A 20,932-nucleotide genomic window follows, 5' to 3' on the forward strand; every position below is an offset into this window, starting at 1 on the left:
TATGGAAAAGGATATTAGTAAATGTATGGTTATAATTGCTAAAGGTTTAAATGCTAAATTTTATCTTAATGATCGATTTGTAAGTTTTGAAGAGGTTTTTGCGGATACCGGGCTGTTACCAGCAATTGCGAAGCGGGCTGATCAATTATGTTCTTTATGCTTAGGTTATGGCTTAGGAGCTTCATTTGATGAAGCAGAGGGCGCTTTATTAGGATTGAGAGTTGTTTTTGATGAAGTTACACCGAATGTTTTGCGTTTGTTGTGTATGACTGATGTAGTGAATGAGTTAATTCAAGGTGGGCCGAGTCGTGATTATACCCCGTTAGATGAGTTAATGTATGATTAGGCGTTTTTAGATTTATTGTAAAGAAATCGAAAGAAATTGGAGTATTAAATTTATTTAGATATTTCTTCTGTTAGTCTTAAATAAATTAAGATTTATGTGTTGGGGGGGTAGTACGATGGCATATTCGAAGGGTTTTTTTAGTCCGTCTTCAAATACAGGACATGCGACTGATAATGAAAAGGCGACTACCGAAGATGCCGCATATTTAGCAGGTACTCTTGAAGCGTTGGAGAAAAGAGTTACTCAAATAATGAAAGTGAAAATGCAAAGTCAAAATACTGCAGAAGTTGCTGATTGTGAAAACGCAATTCAACAGTTAGAAAAGTGTCGTCAAGAAGTACTAACCAATGCTCAATTAAGTCAATCTCCACGCCCAATGTAATTTTTGAGTAGCGTTCATCGTTTCCTTTTTTCGTAATAGAAATTTATAAATTTATTACGATTTTCTCTTTTTAAAACAATAAATAATAATTTGCTGTTATAATTTTACAATGATTATAGTTTATAGGGTTACGTTTGATGTATGAAAGATCTACTCAATGATGAGCAAAATAAAGCCATTCTTGAAGCTTTGGATGAGGCCATTAAAAATGGACCTTGGGAGAAGTCTAATTTTTTACGGGCTATTGGTAAGAATTTGAATGAAATTCGGGATAATTTTGCAAAAAAAGCCAGTGCGCGTAGTAGAGAACAAGTCATAACAGATGCTTTTTTAGCACATCGACTCGCTTTAAGAAGTAATCAAAAAGAGATCTTTATTTCTTTATATTCAGCAGATGGTTCCAATATTCAATCTTGGGAAAGAATTATCGTTAATTTACCCCGCCAAATGATTTCTAGGCCAATATATGCAGAAGAAGAACAAGTGCAAGCATTATTAAAAACTAAAGAAAATAAGCAAAATGAAGCTTATGTAGCTATTTATATTAATTCTACGGATATTATTCCCCTCCATCCCGATAAAGCAATTGTTGATAAGCTTGGTAATACTCTATTAACCCTCAAAGACAAAACGTTGCACTTAGAAAATATTAGCCGCTTTGTTCATATAAGTGGTGTTTACCAATACAGCCGTGGTCGTTTGATTAAAGAACATTAATCTTATTTTAATGGTTCAATTCGTAGTTAGAAGAAGCAAATAATCCTCTGCCATCTCTCGCAAAATTAGCCTAGAGCAGTATATACTTAAAATAAGTGAACTTTTAAAATAATTATTAATGGCACAACAAGGTGGTCAACAACAAGGTTCTGATAATTCCATGGCTCCAATTTGGATCATGGTCCTTGTGTTTATAACTGGATATCTAATTTGGAAAACGGGGCATCAGTATATTGTAATTTTTGTTTTCCAAGTGAATATCTGGCAAGCAAAATTGGTTAATCTGTTTGTTCATAACGAGCAGTTGTCTGAGTTGATTTATCTGATGCAAACAGTCGATCCTAATGCTGTGGATTGGGGGCAGTTAGTGGCTACGACGCAGGAAGTTGGTAATTTTATGCGTTATCCTGTAGTTGTTGTGCTTCTTTCTTTAGCTGTTATTCTTTACCGCTCAAATATTACTTTAAAATTCCGAAAAACTTATAATATGAAAAAACTGTGTGAGCAAGAGCAGTTCAATTGGCCTGCAATTATGCCTATTGTTAAAGAGGATTTAGTAAGCCAAGATGTGAATAAAGGCCCTTGGGCGATGGCTATGACTCCAATGGAGTTTGCTCGTAAATACAATTTACTAAAAAAAGAAGATGCTTTATTAGATAATCCGGTACCTGGACAAGAAATGACTGCAGGTATTCGTAGAGGAGATGCAAAACGTGTTTTTACGCTACAATTAGGCCCGTATTGGGATGGTTTTGAGCATTGCTCCCCACAGGCGTATGCATTAGCAGCTGTTTTTATTGCCCGAATAAATCGAGATAGGGATGCTGCCAATAATATTTTAGCAACTATAGACAGAACTTATGTTGCTGGTAAACCTGATTTTTTTGTTGCAAGACCAGTAATCGAAAAATATAAAAACACAGAATTAGTGCAGGAAGTTACTGCAAAACATGCCTATACTTTAAGTGTAATAGCTTCATTACTTGAGAAAGCTCGATTGGATGGAGTAGTGCCTGCTTCAGAGTTTTTATGGTTAAAACCTATAGATAGACGCTTATGGTATATGCTTAATTGTGTTGGTAGACAAACACCCTACGCAGAAGTTGCAGGACCTTTTGCTCATTGGAAAGCAGAGAAAGAAATGGGGCGTCGTTCTTTGGTTCCGATGATAGATGAAGCAATAAAAGCCTTAGAAGTTGCCATAAAAGAAGTTAAGTTAACACCTCGACAAATGGAGGAATTAGAACCATGATGCGCGGTATTGAATCTCGTCATGAGTTAGATCCTACTTTATTACTTAGGGATACTCGTACTCTGACACAACGGCTGTCAGATTTCTTTGGTGATCCTACAAATATTTCGATTGTACTTTTTACCTTATCAGCAATGGCTTATTATTTTTCGGAAGCAGCAACTTTTTTGATGCTTGTTGGAGGCGCTTGTTTTCTTTTCAGCTTTACGCGGAAACAAGGTCTACCCTTTCGTCTTCCCCAGGTTTCTCGCGTAAAAGATTACAACGATATGAAGCCTGGTATTAACCAACCCAATATAGCACGCGGTATAACTTTTTTTGGTAATGACCGTAAAACAGGTCATGAATTATGGTTTGCTAACGATGATATGCGTACACATGCATTAATTTTTGGTTCTACAGGTAGTGGTAAAACAGAATGTTTGGTTTCTATTGCTTTTAATGCTTTGGTACAAGCCAGTGGTTTTATTTATGTGGATGGTAAAGGTGATAACTCACTCTATGCTAAAGTTTTTTCTATGGTCAGAAGTATGGGGCGTGAAGATGATTTATTGTTGATTAATTTCATGACTGGTGCGCGAGATATTATCGGTCCACAAGAAAAAAGACTGTCTAATACGTTTAATCCTTTTTCTCAAGGTTCTTCCAGTATGTTAACCCAACTTGTAGTAAGTTTGATGGGGGATTCCAAAGGAGGGGGAGACGGAGACATGTGGAAGGGCCGTGCGATTGCCTTCGTCGAAGCGTTGATGCGTCTTCTGGTTTATATGCGTGATGAGGGAGCAATACTTCTTGATGCGGATACTATCCGTAACTACTTTGATTTAGTTCGATTAGAAACCATAGTCGTTGATAAAATTTTCCCACGTGATAATCAGGAAAGTGTGAACATTGAGTCGATTCCAAAATTGGTTACAGACCCTTTACGTAACTATTTAGGTACCTTGCCAGGCTATAATAAGGAGAAAAAAGGAAAGCAAGTGTCGCAAGTTTTGGAGCAACATGGTTTTATCACGATGCAGCTGGTAAGGGCGTTTTCATCCTTGGCAGATACCTACGGCCATATTGTTCGTACTAATCTAGCCGAAGTGGATTTTAAAGATGTAGTATTGAATCGAAGAATATTAGTTGTGCTATTACCTGCATTGGAAAAATCTCCTGATGAGTTATCCAACTTAGGTAAAATTATTGTTTCTTCATTAAAGGCAATGATGGCAGCAGGTTTGGGAGAAGATGTTGAGGGAGATTATCGGGATGTAATTTTAAGAAAACCAACAAATGCTCCAACTCCTTACATGTGTATTCTTGATGAGTATGGGTATTATGCGGTTCAAGGTTTTGCAGTAGTACCTGCACAAGCTCGTTCTCTTGGGTTCTCAGCAATTTTTGCAGGACAAGATTTACCAGCATTCCAAAAGGCATCTAAAGAAGAGGCTGCATCAATTGGTGCAAACACAAACATTAAAATATGTATGAAATTGGAAGATCCTACGGAAACATGGGACTTCTTTACAAAGACGGCTGGTGAGGCCTACGTAACTAAAGTAGATTCCTTCCAAGCTAAAGATACGAGTATGGCGAATACTTATATGGACAGCAAAAGCTCTTCATTTGAAAAGAGAGCTCGTGTGGACTTACTGGATTTAAAGGAGCAAACAGAGGGCGAGTCACATATATTTTTCAAATCAAAAATAGTGCGTGCACGAATGTTTTATGCAAATCCAAAGCCGGTTAAGCAATTAAAAATAAATCAATTTTTGAAAGTAGAGTCTCCACCAGATGATTACTTAATGAAATTACAAAAACAATTAACCTCCTTCCAGGAAATTTTGGATAGTGGTGATCTGTCAATTGATAAGCAAGTAGAAAATGAGGAAATAACTCTTATTAGTAAACTATTGCGCGAGTCAGTTGTAGAAGAGCCTATAGAGCGTGGTGTATCTGCTTTAATTGCATTCCATAGCTATAACGAACCTGAGCCTGTTGAAGACTTGATTGAAGAGGAGATCGAAGGAGTATTAACAATCTTTAGTCCTTTGCGAGTAAATCCAAATGACCCACCAATTTTGGTAAGTGATAAGAACGCATTTTCCGAGGCTTTATTACCTATCAATGAAACACGCAATCAGATGATGCATATTGAGCGTTTGGCTGGAGCTAAAGATAAATACGCAGGTACAGTCTCTAATGAACTGATTAAGGATTTCCAATTAGCAACCAGCTATCCACCTGAAGAAAGAGATTTTATTGCACCAGATGAGTTAACTGATATAGTGAAGTCATTAACTGAAAAAATTGTGAGTGAACGCCAAAGAGCAAATCAAAAAGCTGACGAAGAATTAACTTAATGTTCAATCTTTTGTTTATCGCATTTTAGCCATGTTTTCCATGGCTAAATCTATTTTCTTGAAATCAACGATTCTGCTATTACCTAGAAGTATACCTAGAAAAGCAGTTAGTTCTATTATCCTAGAAAAAGCAGTTAAGTCCTACTGCGAGCTAAGAGCACTGAATCTGCTGGATTTTTTTAATTTTTTTTGTTCACCGTAGTGGTGACTACTGCGTTCACAAAAAAATTTAAAAAAATCCACCATCTTCAGCATCCTTAGCTTGCTCGCAACGAACTCAACTGCTTTTTCTAGGATTATTTTTTCTAATAAATAAAATGGTTTTAAAAATGATGTTCTATTTTTCTCATTTTTTTGAAAAAAAACAAAGCACTTGGATCTATTTTTTTTCAAAAAAATGTAAAGCAATAAATAAATTTTTAAAAAAATAGATATTTTATTGAATTCATTGTAACGTAATGATTTATAGACTTTTCTAAAAGAAGAAAATGTAAGAAAACTACAGTCAGAATCTAGGATTATTATTTTGAAATATGAGGATAACGAGTGAGAGTGGTACGTATTAATCTAATCTGGGCTGTTGGATTGACTGCCTTATTAATGGCGACCTCCTGTAGCCGTGATTATTGGGCTCTTGATAAAGAGGAGCCTAAGTACCCATGTAAAGTTTTAGGGGCTTGTGATGCTTCCATTATGAAACTCGCCAAAAACTTAAATAGGAAAGGAGTAAAAGTAATCACCATAGGCCAAGATTACATGGTTAGTATCCCAGCACGTTATTTATTTGAACCAGAAACTCCCCATTTAAAATGGAAGTCCTATGCTTTGTTGAATGAAATAGCTGTCTTCCTAAAGCAATTTCGCAAAATTGCAATTAATATAGCTAGTTACAGTAATAAATATATATCACCACAAAGAGAGCACGCATTAACTCTAGCTCGATCACGCGTAGTTAGTGAATATCTCTGGTCTCAAGGTGTAGATAGCCGTTTTATATTTACACAAGGATTGGGTAGTGATAAACCTATAATTGCATATACCCAAGGTGGTGATAACTCGGTAAATGCTCGAGTAGAAATTACTTTTAGACGAGCTGTAGCATAGGGGATGCGATGAGTCGTGAAACCTGGAATTTGATAAAGAAAAGTAAACGATTTGATGTTAATGTATATAGACGGGGTATAGTTGCATTGATTGTTTCTTTAATATTGAGTTGCGTTTTGTGTTTATCGTTGCTTTATATGTACTTATCAGAACCTGAACGGGATTTTTATGCAACGAGTGGGATAGCGCCACCTATAAAATTAAGTCCGATGCTATCCCCTAATTATTCCGCACAAGCATTACTTCCTCCTGATCCGCCATCGGATAGTGAGGATAAATTGATACCAGAATAAGCGATAAACGAGGATATTATGGCCGAAGATGCCTTGACAACTGTTGCGTTAAGAAATACCTTTTATAAGGATAGCCAACGTAAGGTGGTTCTTGCGTTGCTCATTGCTCTTATAGTCAATATCATACTGGCCTCTATGCTGGTGTATATGATTACTCATCCACCTGCTCCTAAATATTTTGCTACAAGCATTAATGGTCGGATTACGCCACTTTTTCCTTTAAATGAACCTAACCAATCAGATTCTGCGGTATTACAATGGGCAAATCAGGCTGCAATCGCGGCTTTTACCTATAATTTCGTTAATTATAGAGATGAATTGCAGGCTTCTTCTGGATTTTTTACTCCTGAAGGTTGGGACCAATTTCTTAATGCATTGCAACAATCAAATAACTTAGATGCTGTGAAAGCTAAAAAACTTATTGTATCTGCTGTAGCAACGCGCGCTCCTATTATATTGCAAAAAGGTGTGTTAAATGGAAATTATTCTTGGCGGGTACAAATGCCTATATTAGTAACCTACCAAAGCGCTAGTGAATTTACACAGCAAAATAATGTGGTAACTATGTTAATTACCCGTGTTTCAGCTTTAAATTCACCTAGAGGAATTGGTATCTCACAATTTGTAGTCGGGCCTGCCGCAGGTGGGGTATCCTAATGAACAAGCTGAATTGGTTTTTAAAATTTTGTTTACTTTGTGGAACTTTCTCAATGATTGGTTCATCTTTTGCGCAAGATGATAGTGCCCAGCAAGCGTTACAACAGCTACGCTTGTTGCAACAACGCTTGTCACAAAATCAACCAGCGGGACAAAACCAGGCGATGCAAGCAGGTCAAAATACAACACCTACTCCAAACCCTGCGCCTGGACAAAATCAAGATCAAAATAATATTCCTATTCCATTGGCTAATGATCTCTATAAAGCGCCTAAACAAACGCAAAATATAGTGAATCAACCTCAACCACCTGCTGCTAATCAACAGGCTATAAGCCAAAATGATGAAGAGGTAATCAATAATAAAGCATTTAGGGATATGACAAAAAATTTGTATCCGCTGAACACAGAGCAAGTAGTACAATTAAAACAAATGAATGATACTATGGAATACGCCAAGTCTTCACCCGTTGGGACGCCGCCGAAGCCTACAGCAACATCTCAATTTGTTAATTTATCTCCAGGTTCAACGCCACCTGTGATTCGTTTGGCACAAGGATTTGTTACCTCATTAGTTTTTCTTGATTCTTCAGGAGCACCTTGGCCAATTGGAGCATATGATTTAGGCGATCCCAATGCATTCAATATTGTATGGGATAAAACCAGTAATACGTTAATGATTCAGGCAATGAAAGCATACAATTATGGAAATTTAGCTGTTCGATTACGAGGCTTAAATACCCCAGTAATGCTAACACTGATACCGGGACAAAAAGCAGTAGATTATCGAGTTGATTTACGTGTGCAAGGTTATGGGCCCAATGCTAAAACTATGCCTTTAGAGACAGGAATTCCTCCTTCCGCGAGTGAACTGCTTCTCCATGTTTTAGATGGTGTGCCACCTCCCGCAAGCAAGCGTTTGGTGATTACAGGAGGTGATGCACGTGCTTGGTTAGCCAACGACAGAATGTATGTAAGAACCAATCTTACTATATTGTCACCGGGCTGGTTAGCAAGTATGACCAGTGCAGATGGAACGCATGCATATGAAATGCAAAAATCTCCGGTATTATTAGTTTCCTGGCATGGGAAGGTCATGCAGCTCAAGGTAGAAGGGTTATAAATGGCTGGTAAAAAAGAAAATTTAAAATCGCTTTTTTCGAATACGCGTACTCGGGTTATTATTATTTTTACAGTATTTTTATTAATTTTAGCTGTAGTGATAGGGTATGTGAAATTAAGAGGAGCTGGTTCGGGCCCAACAGCAACAGCAACTCTTGGTCATACCCCAGGGTCTATCCAATCAATTCCTGGTGTGCTTAATCCTACAGCTCAATATGCTCGTTTACAGGAAGAGCAAAATATCAGTCAGGCACAAAAAGCAGAAAAATCTGGAGGGAGCGCTATTCCAACAATCATTAGAACTCAAGCATTGGGTGAAGGTGTTGGGGTAATTGGCTCACAAGATGGACAAAGTGGTGGTGTAGGTTTTGTCACTTTAGCGAGAGAGAATGATGAGGGTGCTCAAAAAAGCCTTTGGTTGCAAACATTACAAAACAGTGGATGCTCTAAAAGCGCTATGTCTCAGGTTGTAAGCCAAGGAGCTCAATTAAGTGACTTAAAGGCAGCATGTAGTTGTGCTCAGTTAAAAGATAATGGTTATGGTTTGAAAGATTTGGGTCAAATTTGTCCCTGTAAAGAATTAAGAGCTGCAGGATATAATGCAAGAGAACTTAAAGATGCAGGATTTAGTGCTGCTCGCTTAAAGGATTGTGGTTTTAATGCTTGTGAACTGCGTAATGCAGGATTCACAGCTCAAGAACTTAAAGATGCTGGTTTTTCTGATGATGAACTTAAAGGAGCAGGATATTCTCCAGAAGAAATCGCCAAAGCCAGTGGTTTACCTAATGGAATTACTGCTGCTGATGTTTTAAAAGCGGGTTGTAGTGTTGATGCATTAACTAAATTACGTAAGGCAGGTGTGACTGCTTCTGCGATTCGACGTATTAGTGGATGTAGTGCTGCACAATTAAAAGCAGCGGGTTTTACTGCTAAAGAATTACGAAATGCAGGATTTAGTGCTGCAGATTTGAAAAGAGCAGGTTTTTCTCCAGAAGATTTAAAGGCAGCAGGATTTACTGCGAGAGATTTATTAAATGCTGGATATACGCCACAAGATCTAGCTAACCTAGGTTATTCTCCTGCTGATATTAAAGCAGCAGAGACAGAACTGCCACCTGGAATTACCCCTGACGATATTAAAAAAGCGGGATGTGATGTTGATTCATTAAAAAAAGAAAGGGAAGCTGGGGTTAGTGCTGCGCTTATCAAACAATATGCTGGGTGTAGTGCCGCAGCTTTAAAAGCAGCTGGTTTTACCGCTAGTGATTTAAGAAACGCTGGTTTTAGCCCTAAAGATCTAAAAGATGCAGGTTTTAGTGCTGCAGACTTAAAAGCAGCAGGATTTAGTGCAGCAGATTTAAAAGAAGCGGGATTTAGTCCCGCAGATCTAAAAAACGCAGGATTTACTGCAGCAGAGTTAAGAGCAGCAGGATTCAATGCAAGAGATCTGAGGAATGCAGGTTTTACTCCTGACGAATTACAGGCTGCAGGTTATTCTCCTGCAGATATCAATGCAGCTCAGGGTCTGTTACCACCGGGAATTACTCCTGATGATATAAAGAAAGCAGGATGTGATGTTGAGACCTTAAAAAAGGAAAGGGCAGTAGGGGTTAGTGCAGCACTCATTAGACAATACGCAGGATGTAGCGCAGCGCAGTTAAAAGCAGCAGGATTTAGTGCGGCTGATTTAAAAAATGCAGGATTTAGTGCGGCTGATTTAAAAAATGCAGGGTTTAGTCCAGCTGATTTAAAAGCAGCAGGATTTAGTGCAGCTGATTTAAAAGCGGCAGGGTTTAGTGCGGCTGATTTAAAAAATGCAGGGTTTAGTGCGGCTGATTTAAAAAATGCAGGGTTTAGTGCCACAGATTTAAAAAATGCAGGATTTACTCCAGCTGATTTAAAAGCAGCAGGATTTAGTGCAGCTGATTTAAAAACAGCTGGCTTTAGTCCCACAGACTTAAAAAATGCAGGATTTACTGCCGCAGACTTAAAAAATGCAGGATTAAGTGCGGCCGATTTAAAGGCTTTAGGCTTTACTGCTTCTGACTTAAAAAATGCAGGTTTTAGTGCCAAAGATCTGAAAAACGCAGGATTTACTCCCGCTGATTTAAAAGCAGCAGGATATACTGCTAGAGATTTATTAAATGCGGGGTATACTCCACAAGATCTTACCAATACAGGTTATTCTCCAGCAGACATCAATGCCGCGCAAGGTCAATTACCACCAGGAATTACTCCTGATGATGTAAAGAAGGCAGGATGTGATGTGGATGCCTTAAGAAGAGAAAAGGCAGCAGGAGTTAGTGCGGAACTCATTACACGTTATGCGGGATGTAGTGCAGCGCAGTTAAAAGCAGCAGGCTTTACTGCCGCTGATTTAAAAAATGCAGGATTTAGTGCGACCGACTTAAAAAATGCAGGATTTAGCCCGGCGGACCTAAAAGATGCTGGATTTAGTGCGGCTGATTTAAAAAATGCGGGATTTAGCGCTGCGGATTTAAAAAATGCTGGGTTTACTGTCGCTGATTTAAAAAATGCAGGATTCAATCCCGCGGACTTAAAAAATGCGGGATTCAGTGCAGCAGATTTAAAAAATGCAGGGTTTAGTGCTGCGGATTTAAAAAATGCAGGATTTAGTGTTAAGGATTTGAAAAATGCTGGTTTTACTCCCGCAGCGCTAAAAGCAGCAGGATATAATGCTAGAGATTTATCAGATGCAGGTTTTACGCCACAATCTCTTGCTGGTGCAGGCTATTCTCCAGCAGATATCAATGCAGCACAGGGACAATTACCTTCAGGATTTACTCCTGATGCTATAAAGAATGCAGGTTGCGATGTTGAGACTCTAAAAAGAGAAAGAGCAGCAGGAGTCAGCGCGGCACTGATTAGACAAAATGCAGGATGTAGTGCAGCACAGTTAAAAGCAGCAGGATTTAGTGCAGCAGATTTAAAAGCAGCAGGGTTTAGTGCGGCTGATTTAAAAAATGCAGGGTTTAGTCCAGCTGATTTAAAAGCAGCAGGGTTTAGTGCTGCGGATTTAAAAGCTGCAGGATTCAGTGCCTCAGATTTAAAAAATGCGGGTTTTAGTGCCAAAGATTTGAAAGATGCAGGATTCAGCCCCGCAGATTTAAAGAACGCAGGTTTTGGTGCCCAATCATTGCTTGATGCAGGATTTACACCAACACAATTGCTTTCAAGCGGATTTTCTAATAAGGATCTAGCGAATGCAGGATTGACCCCAGCAGATACAATTGCCGCTGGGCGTATTGCAGATTGCAGTGTTGAATCTTTGAAAAGAGCAAGAGCTGCAGGAGTTAGTGCTCTAGCGATTAAGAAAACTTTAGGATGCTCTGCAAAAGCATTAAAGGACGCTGGATATACAGCTAAAGAACTTAAAGAAGCAGGTTTTACTGCTGCTGAATTAAAAAATGCAGGATTTAGTGCCAAAGATTTGAAAGATGCAGGATTTAGCGCTAAAGAATTAAAAGATGCAGGGTTTAGTGCTAAAGAATTAAAAGACGCAGGGTTTAGTGCTAAAGAATTAAAAGATGCTGGATTTAGTGCTAAAGAATTAAAAGATGCAGGGTTTAGTGCTAAAGAATTAAAAGATGCTGGGTATAGTGCTAAAGAATTAAAAGATGCAGGATTCAGTGCAACAGACTTGAAAAATGCAGGATTTAGCGCTAAAGAATTAAAGGATGCAGGATTTAGTGCAACAGATTTAAAAAATGCAGGATTTAATGCCAAAGAATTAAAAGATGCAGGGTTTAGTGCTAAAGAATTAAGAGATGCAGGTTTTAGTGCAGCACAGCTAAAAGCTGCGGGTTTTGGAGCTAAAGATTTGGTTGATGCTGGGTATAATGCTAACGACTTAAAAAATGCAGGATTTAGTGCTTCTGAAATACAAAACTCTGGGTTGTCTTCACAAGTAGCTGGTTTAGGCACCCCAAATCTGCAGCAAGGCGCATTTGATCTCAGTGGTATACCATCTGTAGGACAAGGAGCTGCAGCAACAACGCCAGGCAGCAATGCCAGCAATCAACAGTTACAGGCGATACTAAATAAACAAAATCAATTGGCAGCAGAGCAAAAGTACCAACAAAAAATTGCACAGAAAAGTAATGATATGTTAAATGCAGCAAATGCATTGTTAAACGATTGGAAAGGTGTGGCTACGCAAGCCTATAGTGAAGGAAATATGGGAGAAAAGGCGGTTGCTGTTGCAGCAGCCTCTGCTGCACCAGGTAGCGTCACTCAGTCTTCAACAACTGTAATATCAAATAATACAGTAAATATGATTAAAACTGGTGATGTGCTCTTTGCAGTGATTGATACTTCGGTCAATAGCGATGAGCCTGGGCCTATTCTTGCCACTATTATTTCAGGACGACTTAAAGGTACTAAGTTAATCGGTAGTTTTAATTTGCCTTCAAATGCTAATAAAATGGTTATTACATTTAATACAATGTCAATTCCTGGGGCACCAAAAACGATTTCAATTTCTGCCTATGCAATTGATCCTAATACAGCAAGAACAGCTCTTTCTAGTAGAACAAATAATCATTACTTATTACGTTATGGTTCTCTATTCGCTTCCTCATTTTTAGAAGGATTTGGAAATGCATTCCAATCTGCGAATACAACAGTGACTATTGGTGGTACAGGTACTGGAAATAATGTGACCATTGCGAATGGTGTTGGTCGCTCTACCTTGGAAAATGCTGTAATTGGGTTGGCAACAGTTGGTAAGACATGGGGGCAACAAGCTCAAGTGTTATTTAATACACCTCCAACCGTCGAGGTTTATTCAGGAACTCCTGTAGGGGTTTTATTTACTCAAGACGTAAAATCTATTTAATGGCGGGTAAAAATGGCAGATAATGATCAAAATGATGAGTATAAATTCGCTGAACTAGATTCTCTAGAAAATGAGTCTATTGAGAATACTGAATACAGTCCCAAAAGTTCTACTCCCACGGGGCAAGGCGGAATGGAGCCAAGGAAAAACATTAAACGCAATGCGTTAATTGCGGTAGGTGTTGTTGTATTTATTATGCTAATGTATAAATTTATCGGTGGGATGTTTTTTGGAAAAACAAATAATGTTCCTACAGATGCGAGCATCACTCCTGCTCCTGTAGCTGAAGTGACTCCTCCTCCTCAGCCTCAACAGCCACCTCAAACTGAAATTCCACAAGAACCAATACAACCAATACAACCCCAAATACAACAACCAGTAGTTCAGGAGAGCAAAGAGTTACAACAAAAGGTAGCCTCTATTGAAGCAACACAACAAACAGTTCAATCTGAGGTTAGCTCAGTGAATCAACAAGTGGGCAATGTAAATAATAATGTTAATGCTCTAAGTGCCCAAATTACCAAACTTAATCAAGTGATTAGTGAGTTAAGCAATCAAGTAGCAAAACAATCTGAAGAAATTAATGTGCTGATGGAACGTACAAAACCTAAATTAATCAAAAGGATAATTCATGTCCAACCAGCAGCACCACAAATAATTTATTATATTAATGCAGTAATTCCTGGTCGGGCTTGGCTAATTGGCACAAATGGTTCTACACTTACAGTAAGAGAAGGATCAAAAATCGAAGGATATGGGGTAGTTAAACTAATCGATTCTTTAGAAGGTCGAGTGTTAACGAGCTCAGGTCGAGTAATTAGGTTTAGTCAAGAAGATAGTTGAGGTTGAGTATGGCTGATACATGTACAGGCGGATCAGTATCTTGTTGGATATCAAGTCAAGTAAATATTTTAGCTAATGTTGCAAATAATTTAATACCTGTAGAGCGTTTAATTACAGGAGGGGCTTATCTAATTGGATGTGCTTTTTTATTTAAGGCTATATATAGTTTAAAAGTATATGGTGAAGCACGAACAATGATGTCGAGTAATACGAGTATCAAGGAACCTGTAATTTATTTGTTCGTTGGCGCATTGTTTATTTATTTTCCATCTGCATTTGAAACAATGATGCAAACTACATTTGGTTATACAAATGTTCTTCAGTATGCACCAACAGGTGGTAGTAATCCAACTTTAGATACACTTTTCGGTACTGGGAGTGCCGTTGGAAAACCACTGACAATTATGATTCAAGTCATTGGCTTAGTTGCCTTTGTAAGGGGGTGGGTGTTGATTGCACGTTCTGCTTCACAGGGACAACCACCAGGGGGAACTGGAAAGGGTTTGATCCATGTTTTTGGAGGAATACTAGCAATTAATATAGTAGGTACTATTCAAATGTTTATTAATACATTGTATGGTTCTTAATTATACAAATTGTATTTAAATTGTTTTTTTGGTTTAAATTTAAAATTGGGGAGAAAAATGGTGAAAAGTAAAGTTATAAGTAAGTCAAGTTATAAATATTGGTTATCCAGTATGGTTTGTTTGGGCATATTGGCTTTCGTCAGCCAAGATGCAGCTGCTATGAGTGTAGGTAATATGGCATCAACAATTACATCATCATTCACAAACTTGACCAAATTAATCACTGCTGGTTCTTATTTAGCTGGTTTGGGATTTTCTATTGGTGCGATTATGAAATTTAAACAGCACAAAGATAACCCAACACAAATTCCAATAGGAACACCAATTGCTTTAGTGTTTATCGCTGCTGCTTTATTGTTCCTGCCTTCTATTTTAGGAATTACAGGAACAACCATGTTCGGCTCAAGTGGCGGTAAAACTTCTGGTCCTCTTGGTACCGTTTATACTAGTGGCTAGAAATGGCTTACTTGTATCATAATGGGATTAATTTCAAAAATCCTCTCTCAAAGTGAGAGAGGATTTTTTAATAAATAGACAGCGAATAATTGCCAATAAAATAGTATATTCATGTGAGCCAAGAATATGGCGGTTAATCAAGAAAAATATAAATTAAAATTAATGGCTACGCCAGGTTCATGGCGTTTGTATTCAGCTCGAAAAGTTGATGAACGATTTAGGGCGTTTGAGCAAAAAATTTTTCAAAGAGATAAATATACCTGTAAGTTTTGTGGATTTCAGGCTCGCTTATTTCAAGAGATAGTAAATCTTGATAATAACTATACGAATAACAAATTAGATAATTTAGTGACCGCATGCTGCTTTTGTGCGCAATGCTTTTTTATTGAATCTGTAGGTGTTGGTGGTTATGGTGGAGGTACTTTAGTATATCTTCCAGAGCTTAATCAAGCTGAATTAAATAGTTTATGTCATGTATTGTTTTGTGCTATTACTAATGACACAGGATATAAATCAAGTGCACAGAATATTTATCGAGGATTCAAATTTAGATCACAAATTGTTGAAGAAAAATTTGGTGAAGGAACAAGTGATCCTGCTATATTCGGTCAACTTATGATTGATGCTGGCATACAAGACGAAGAAAGAAGGGTTAAGTTATTTAAAAACATACTTCTATTGCCTTCCAGAGCGAAATTTCGCAAACAAATTGAAAAATGGGCTGCTAGTGCTTTAGAAGAAATTTCAAGTTAAATGTGAGGAACACAATGGCGCATTGGTCAGAATCTTTTTTCGAGGGAGTGGATACTTTCTTTGCCTGGCTAAGTACTTCGCTCAAGCAAACAACAGAATCATATATCGATTTAGAAACAGCGGATAGTCCGACTGTATTAGTAAATCATGATGGTACTTTATTGTCTGTTTTAAAAATCGAAGGTATATCGGCACTTGCAGGTAATTTGGAATTTGACCATTTGATTTCAGGGTTAACTAATGCATTTCAAGCTGCTATGGGACGCCCGGGGCATGCCTTACAAGTATATTTTAGTCATGATAAACAAAATATAAAAAAATTGATTAATGATACTTATGAGCCAGCATCTGCAACAGCAAAACGACTCGAACTGAATTTATCCGATTTATTCGAAGAGCGAGTTAACTACATGTCGCTGTATTGTGCAGAAGAGCGTACTTATTTTGTCCTAATCACGCGGCCATTTAATTTAACTTCAGAGCAATTAAAAGCAGCAAATAAAGCTAAAACGCAAATGATTAAGGATAAGAAGGCTCCTCCTTTTAAAAATACACAAACTATCTATGCAGCTATACCCGAATTACGTGATACACACGATGCTTACGTTCGTTCGATTATGAATGATCTTGAATCCCTGCATGTTTTTGCCAAATTAATGGAGGTCCATGATGCGATACATGCGATTCGCATGACCGCAGATCCAGATTTTACCGCCGATGACTGGCGAGCTAGTCTACCTGGAGACAAAGTTACAATCAGAGAGATTAATGAATTTGAAGGAGATGCTTCTGATCTATTATGGCCATCATTATCAAAACAGGTTTTCCCTCGAGATGCAGAAGTATTGGATTTGCGGACGGTTAGAGTTGGGGATAAGATTTATTCGTCAACATATATCGATTTATTTCCAAAAGATTTAAGACCTTTTATTCATTTATTTGCACGTATATTGCCTTCACATGTTCCATGGAGAATTTCATTTCTGATTGAAAGTGAAGGTCTTTCGACTATCAAACTAAAAGGCCTCTTAGCTGCAATTTTAAGTTTTAGCTCAGCCCAGAATCGTCTGATTAGTGATTCAGTAAATTTATTAAAGTACATACAGCTTAATACAGATGAATCAATAGTTCGCTTACGAGTTGTTGCCACAACTTGGGCTCCTGAAGATAGATTAGCTTTATTGCGTCAAAGAAGTTCAGAATTAGTTAAAGCGATTGAAGGATGGGGCTCAACCGATGTTTCTGAAATATGTGGCGATCCTTTTGGAGGATTTGTTTCTAGTATGTTAGCTACTACACTCAACAGCACAGCGGTTCCTACTGTTGCTCCTCTTAGTGCAGTAATCTCTATACTACCTATTACACGCCCTGCTTCACCTTGGACAAAAGGAGCATTGCTTTTTAGAACACCTGATGGCAAGCCTTGGCCTTTTCAGCCAGGATCAACGGAGCAAACTACTTGGATCGATTTGGTCTACGCGCGCCCAGGATCTGGTAAATCTGTATTATCAAATGCGATCAACCTTGCTTTATGCTTATCTGGTGGCTTACTGCGTTTACCTCGTATCGCAATTATTGATATTGGTCCATCGAGTAGTGGGCTTATTTCATTATTGAAAGAGGCATTGCCAGCTTCGAAAAGACACTTGGTTGCGTACCATCGCTTAAGAATGACCCCCGAATATTCTATTAACCCCTTTGATACACAGTTAGGTTGCCGGTATCCTACAGCATTAGAGCGTGCATTTTTAGTTAACTTCATGACGTTACTAACAACACCTTTAGGTGCAGAGAAACCTTATGATGGTATGCCTGATCTTGCGGGTATGGTGGTGGATGAATTATACAAAAGCTTAGCTGATGAATATAATCCTGCTCCCTATTCTCCTGGAGTAGAGGAATTTATTGACAGTATTTTAGAAGAAATTGGTTTTGTTCGTGATTCAAAATCAACATGGTGGGAAGTAACAGACTCGCTTTATTCGGCTGGTTTTGCACATGAAGCTATGTTGGCGCAACGATACGCAATGCCTTTATTGGCTGATGCAGCATCAATTTGTAGAACCCCATCTATTGAAGACTTATATGAACGAATAACTGCACCTACTGGAGAATCATTAATCAATGCATTTTCGAGAATGATCTCTGCAGCAGTGCGTGAATACCCTATTTTATCACGAGTCACTAGTTTTGATATTGGAGATGCGCGAGTTGTATCCCTAGACCTTGATGAAGTGGCTAAAAGCGGTGGTGATGCTGCAGACAGACAAACTGCTGTTATGTATATGCTGGCGCGTTATGTTTTGGCAAGGCATTATTATTTAACAGAAGAGAGTTTAAATAATATACCAGAACAATATAAGGAATATCATAAACAAAGAGTACAGGAAATCCGTGAAGATCATAAACGCATTGTTTATGATGAGTTTCATCGCACCTCAAAATCTACTGCTGTTCGTGAGCAGGTCATTATTGATATGCGTGAAGGACGTAAATGGAAAGTACAAATTGCATTGCTTTCACAATCAGTAGATGATTTTGATCCAGTAATGATTGATTTCGCTACTTCTATTTATATTATGGATGCAGGTCCCTCACAAGCGATAGAGAAAACAACTTCAATATTTGGGCTTTCTGACACTGCAAAAACAGCTTTGCGTACTCGAGTCCATGGACCTAGACAAGGAGGAGCAACGTTCTTGGCGCAATATGCGACTAAAACAGGAGTGAATGTACAGTTACTTACTTTGACTTTAGGACCAGTTGAGTTATGGGCCTTTAGTACGACAGCTGAAGATGCTACAGTGAGAAATCATTTATATCGTCACCTTGGTCCTGCTGAGGCAAGACGTCTTTTGGCAGTATTATTTCCTAATGGTTCGGTCGCCAGAGAGATAGAAAACCGATTGAATACTATGAAAGAAAAAATTGGTTTAATTGAAGATGAATTGAAAGAAAGTATTATCGAACAATTAATTAACGATATTCTTGATGCATATTCGAAAAACCCTGATGTTAGAAGTTTACCTGCTAAAATCACTTAATGTTTTTAAATAGGGGCTTTATCGGTAAGTGAATAATTACCTTTAAGCCACCTTGAAGATTATTAGTGAGCGTGATATCACCTTGATGCATTTGAATAATTTCACGAGCTATTGTTAATCCAAGACCAGTACCACCGGTGCTACGTGAACGAGAACTTTCCCCACGATAAAAAGGCAAAAAGACCTGTTCTAGATCAGATTCTGCTAATCCTGGACCTTGATCTGTAATTGTAATTTCTATTTTGTTTTCTAAACAAGAGAGATGAATCATAGCCTTATAACCATAATGTACCGCATTATTTATCAAATTATTAAAAGCTCGTTTGAGTAAATTAACAGTACCGTAATAAACTAATTTGGGGTTGTCACTAATAAAGCGTACATCATAATTAAGTTCGATAGCGTCTTCTTTTAATGATGAAAGTAAAGCAACTAGATCAAACAGCTGGGGTTTTTCTTCAATATTTATATCTCTAAAATAATCGAGTGTTTCCCGAATCATGAGCTCCATTTCGTTAATATCAGCCATTATTTTGCTGTAATTAGGATCATCTGCTAGATATTCTGCGCGTAGTTTTAAACGGGTGAGAGGGGTGCGTAAATCATGAGAAATTGCAGTAACCACGCGAGTACGATTCGCTAAAAGCTTATTTACCTTTTCTTGTAGGTCATTAATTTTTTTAAAAATAGTCCTTTGGTCCTGATTTCCAGTTACTGGAATAGGTAACCAATTCTCTTGATGCTCGCTATAATGAAGACTTTGGATTAAAGTATGTATGGGTTGGTTTAATGTTTTAACGGCCCAGTAGTTAATGAAAAGTAAGGCACCAATTAAGATAAGAAGTAAACTAATTACTGAGTTTGTTTCTCTAGGGAAAGGAGAAATAACACGAATATTAAGCCAATTATTTTCTTTTATAAATGCAGAAAATTCTAATTTATTATTTTGTTTGATTAAATTAAAAAGTATCGAAGCTTTTACAGTTAACAACGCATTTTTATGATATAAAGGTTTAGGAGATAAAGTTATTTCAGCCCAGGAAGTACTTTGGTTACGCAAAATTACTGGCCATAAAGATTGGGGATTTTTTTGTAACAATGTCACTAAATGCACTAAAGATCGAACCGCTTTGGGAGGAAGAGGTGAGCGAATGTTTTCATAATAATATTTTCCCAACTGCATAAAAGAAAAAATAATTAAGAAGTTGCCTAAAACCAATCCAATTAAAGTCTTTTTTGCTGTTTTAGTAAGTTGACTCATACCCAATCAACCTTAGTTTTGAATTGATATCCCCCTCCTCGTATTGTTACTAATAATCGTGGGTTGCGTGGATCAAGTTCTATTTTTTTACGCAAACGACCAATTAGGACATCAATTGTTCTGTCTTGTGAGTCAAAATTTTTATCATATAATAAGTCCATTAACTGATCACGACTTAAAATACGTCCTGGATGCTCTAAAAAAATGATTAATAGTTCGTATTCACGTTGACTTAAAGGGATTGCAACAGAATCTTTATCAATCAAAGAATGTGTATTGCGATCAAGAATCCAATTATCAAAATGTATTTGTTGTAATGGCGTAAGCTTTTTACGATCTCCCTCGAGTTCGCCTTGAGTACGCCTTAATTGAGCTTTGACTCGGGCTAATAACTCACGGGAGCTAAAGGGTTTGGAAATATAGTCGTCTGCACCTAATTCTAATCCAGCAACTTTATCTGCTATGCTGTTAGCAGCACTGAGCATAATAATAGGCACACTGTGTGTTTGACGAATTGTTTGGCATAAATGTAACCCATCAATTCCCGGCAGCATGATATCTAGGATAATCAAATCAAAATTATTCTCTCTTAATAATTGTTTGATGTTCAAACCGTTCAAAGTCCATGTAGTTCGAAAACCATTTTTAATTAAATAATCATTAATCAAATGCGTAATTTCTTGATCATCATCAATAATCAATATATGACTTTTTCTTGCGCTCATGAACCACCAAATGTGAATAGACCTAACTTAGGGCAGCTTATAATTTGAAGAGATAGTGCCATAAACTTCATTTATTATTCGTTTACCTTCATTATATACTAATAAATTCTCTGGTATTTAGCATTGTAACACTGTTGTTACAATAAACAGTTTATTTGTCATATTCCTATTACATTGGTTCATTAC

17 protein-coding genes are annotated in these 20,932 nt (G+C 37.7%); 15 read left to right on the forward strand and 2 right to left on the reverse strand.

Annotation, left to right across the window (positions count from 1 at the left end):
- Nucleotide 1 precedes the first annotated feature (1 nt).
- The 15 genes from Lgra_RS13590 to Lgra_RS13660 all read left to right on the forward strand — a co-directional run bounded on the left by Lgra_RS13590 (nucleotide 2) and on the right by Lgra_RS13660 (nucleotide 18,760).
- Nucleotides 2-346, forward strand: a complete 345-nt coding sequence (locus Lgra_RS13590) for a type IV secretion IcmS family protein (protein ID WP_058499811.1) — start codon at nucleotides 2-4, stop codon at nucleotides 344-346.
- A gap of 115 nt (nucleotides 347-461) precedes the next feature.
- The gene (locus Lgra_RS13595; protein ID WP_058499812.1) at nucleotides 462-728 is read left to right on the forward strand and encodes a hypothetical protein; all 267 of its coding nucleotides are present in this window, start codon (nucleotides 462-464) and stop codon (nucleotides 726-728) included.
- A gap of 141 nt (nucleotides 729-869) precedes the next feature.
- The gene (gene icmQ, locus Lgra_RS13600; protein ID WP_058499813.1) at nucleotides 870-1,445 is read left to right on the forward strand and encodes a Dot/Icm secretion system protein IcmQ; all 576 of its coding nucleotides are present in this window, start codon (nucleotides 870-872) and stop codon (nucleotides 1,443-1,445) included.
- A 118-nt stretch (nucleotides 1,446-1,563) separates the two neighbouring features.
- The gene (icmP, locus tag Lgra_RS13605) at nucleotides 1,564-2,697 is read left to right on the forward strand and encodes a type IVB secretion system coupling complex protein DotM/IcmP (RefSeq protein WP_058499814.1); all 1,134 of its coding nucleotides are present in this window, start codon (nucleotides 1,564-1,566) and stop codon (nucleotides 2,695-2,697) included.
- The gene (locus tag Lgra_RS13610; protein ID WP_058499815.1) at nucleotides 2,694-5,045 is read left to right on the forward strand and encodes a TraM recognition domain-containing protein; all 2,352 of its coding nucleotides are present in this window, start codon (nucleotides 2,694-2,696) and stop codon (nucleotides 5,043-5,045) included. Before icmP ends, Lgra_RS13610 begins: the two co-directional genes overlap by 4 nt.
- 546 nt (nucleotides 5,046-5,591) lie before the next feature.
- Complete coding sequence (icmN, locus tag Lgra_RS13615; RefSeq protein WP_058499816.1) at nucleotides 5,592-6,149, forward strand: type IVB secretion system protein IcmN/DotK; 558 nt, start codon at nucleotides 5,592-5,594, stop codon at nucleotides 6,147-6,149.
- 8 nt (nucleotides 6,150-6,157) lie between these two features.
- On the forward strand, nucleotides 6,158-6,442 hold the full coding sequence (gene icmM, locus Lgra_RS13620; RefSeq protein ID WP_058499817.1) for a type IVB secretion system protein IcmM/DotJ: 285 nt from the start codon (nucleotides 6,158-6,160) through the stop codon (nucleotides 6,440-6,442).
- Between the two features lie 18 nt (nucleotides 6,443-6,460).
- Nucleotides 6,461-7,099, forward strand: coding sequence for a type IVB secretion system apparatus protein IcmL/DotI (locus tag Lgra_RS13625; RefSeq protein ID WP_058499818.1), 639 nt, complete (start codon nucleotides 6,461-6,463; stop codon nucleotides 7,097-7,099).
- Nucleotides 7,099-8,220 (forward strand): DotH/IcmK family type IV secretion protein, encoded by a 1,122-nt coding sequence (locus Lgra_RS13630; RefSeq protein ID WP_058499819.1) that lies wholly within the window; start codon nucleotides 7,099-7,101, stop codon nucleotides 8,218-8,220. The genes Lgra_RS13625 and Lgra_RS13630 overlap by 1 nt, the downstream gene beginning before the upstream one ends.
- Entirely contained in the window at nucleotides 8,221-13,077 is a 4,857-nt protein-coding gene (gene dotG, locus Lgra_RS13635; RefSeq protein ID WP_058499820.1) for a type IVB secretion system protein DotG/IcmE, read from the forward strand. It begins immediately after the preceding gene.
- A 12-nt stretch (nucleotides 13,078-13,089) separates the two neighbouring features.
- A complete protein-coding gene (gene icmG, locus Lgra_RS13640; protein ID WP_058499821.1) occupies nucleotides 13,090-13,920 on the forward strand; it encodes a type IVB secretion system protein IcmG/DotF in 831 nt (276 codons plus the stop codon).
- 8 nt (nucleotides 13,921-13,928) lie between these two features.
- Nucleotides 13,929-14,507, forward strand: coding sequence for a hypothetical protein (locus Lgra_RS13645; protein ID WP_058499822.1), 579 nt, complete (start codon nucleotides 13,929-13,931; stop codon nucleotides 14,505-14,507).
- Between the two features lie 60 nt (nucleotides 14,508-14,567).
- Entirely contained in the window at nucleotides 14,568-14,963 is a 396-nt protein-coding gene (locus Lgra_RS13650) for a type IV secretion protein IcmD (protein ID WP_115385474.1), read from the forward strand.
- Between the two features lie 126 nt (nucleotides 14,964-15,089).
- Entirely contained in the window at nucleotides 15,090-15,716 is a 627-nt protein-coding gene (icmJ, locus tag Lgra_RS13655) for a type IVB secretion system protein IcmJDotN (RefSeq protein ID WP_058499824.1), read from the forward strand.
- Between the two features lie 14 nt (nucleotides 15,717-15,730).
- Nucleotides 15,731-18,760: a type IV secretion protein IcmB gene (locus Lgra_RS13660; RefSeq protein ID WP_058499825.1), complete on the forward strand. Its 3,030-nt coding sequence runs from the start codon at nucleotides 15,731-15,733 to the stop codon at nucleotides 18,758-18,760.
- Here the strand turns inward: Lgra_RS13660 and Lgra_RS13665 are convergent.
- On the reverse strand, nucleotides 18,753-20,021 hold the full coding sequence (locus Lgra_RS13665) for a sensor histidine kinase (RefSeq protein WP_058499826.1): 1,269 nt from the start codon (nucleotides 20,019-20,021) through the stop codon (nucleotides 18,753-18,755). The two genes, Lgra_RS13660 and Lgra_RS13665, sit on opposite strands and share 8 nt — an antisense overlap.
- Nucleotides 20,018-20,746: a response regulator transcription factor gene (locus tag Lgra_RS13670; RefSeq protein WP_058499827.1), complete on the reverse strand. Its 729-nt coding sequence runs from the start codon at nucleotides 20,744-20,746 to the stop codon at nucleotides 20,018-20,020. Before Lgra_RS13670 ends, Lgra_RS13665 begins: the two co-directional genes overlap by 4 nt.
- Nucleotides 20,747-20,932: the final 186 nt, after the last annotated feature.

The organism is Legionella gratiana, assembly GCF_001467695.1.
GTDB lineage: Bacteria > Pseudomonadota > Gammaproteobacteria > Legionellales > Legionellaceae > Legionella > Legionella gratiana.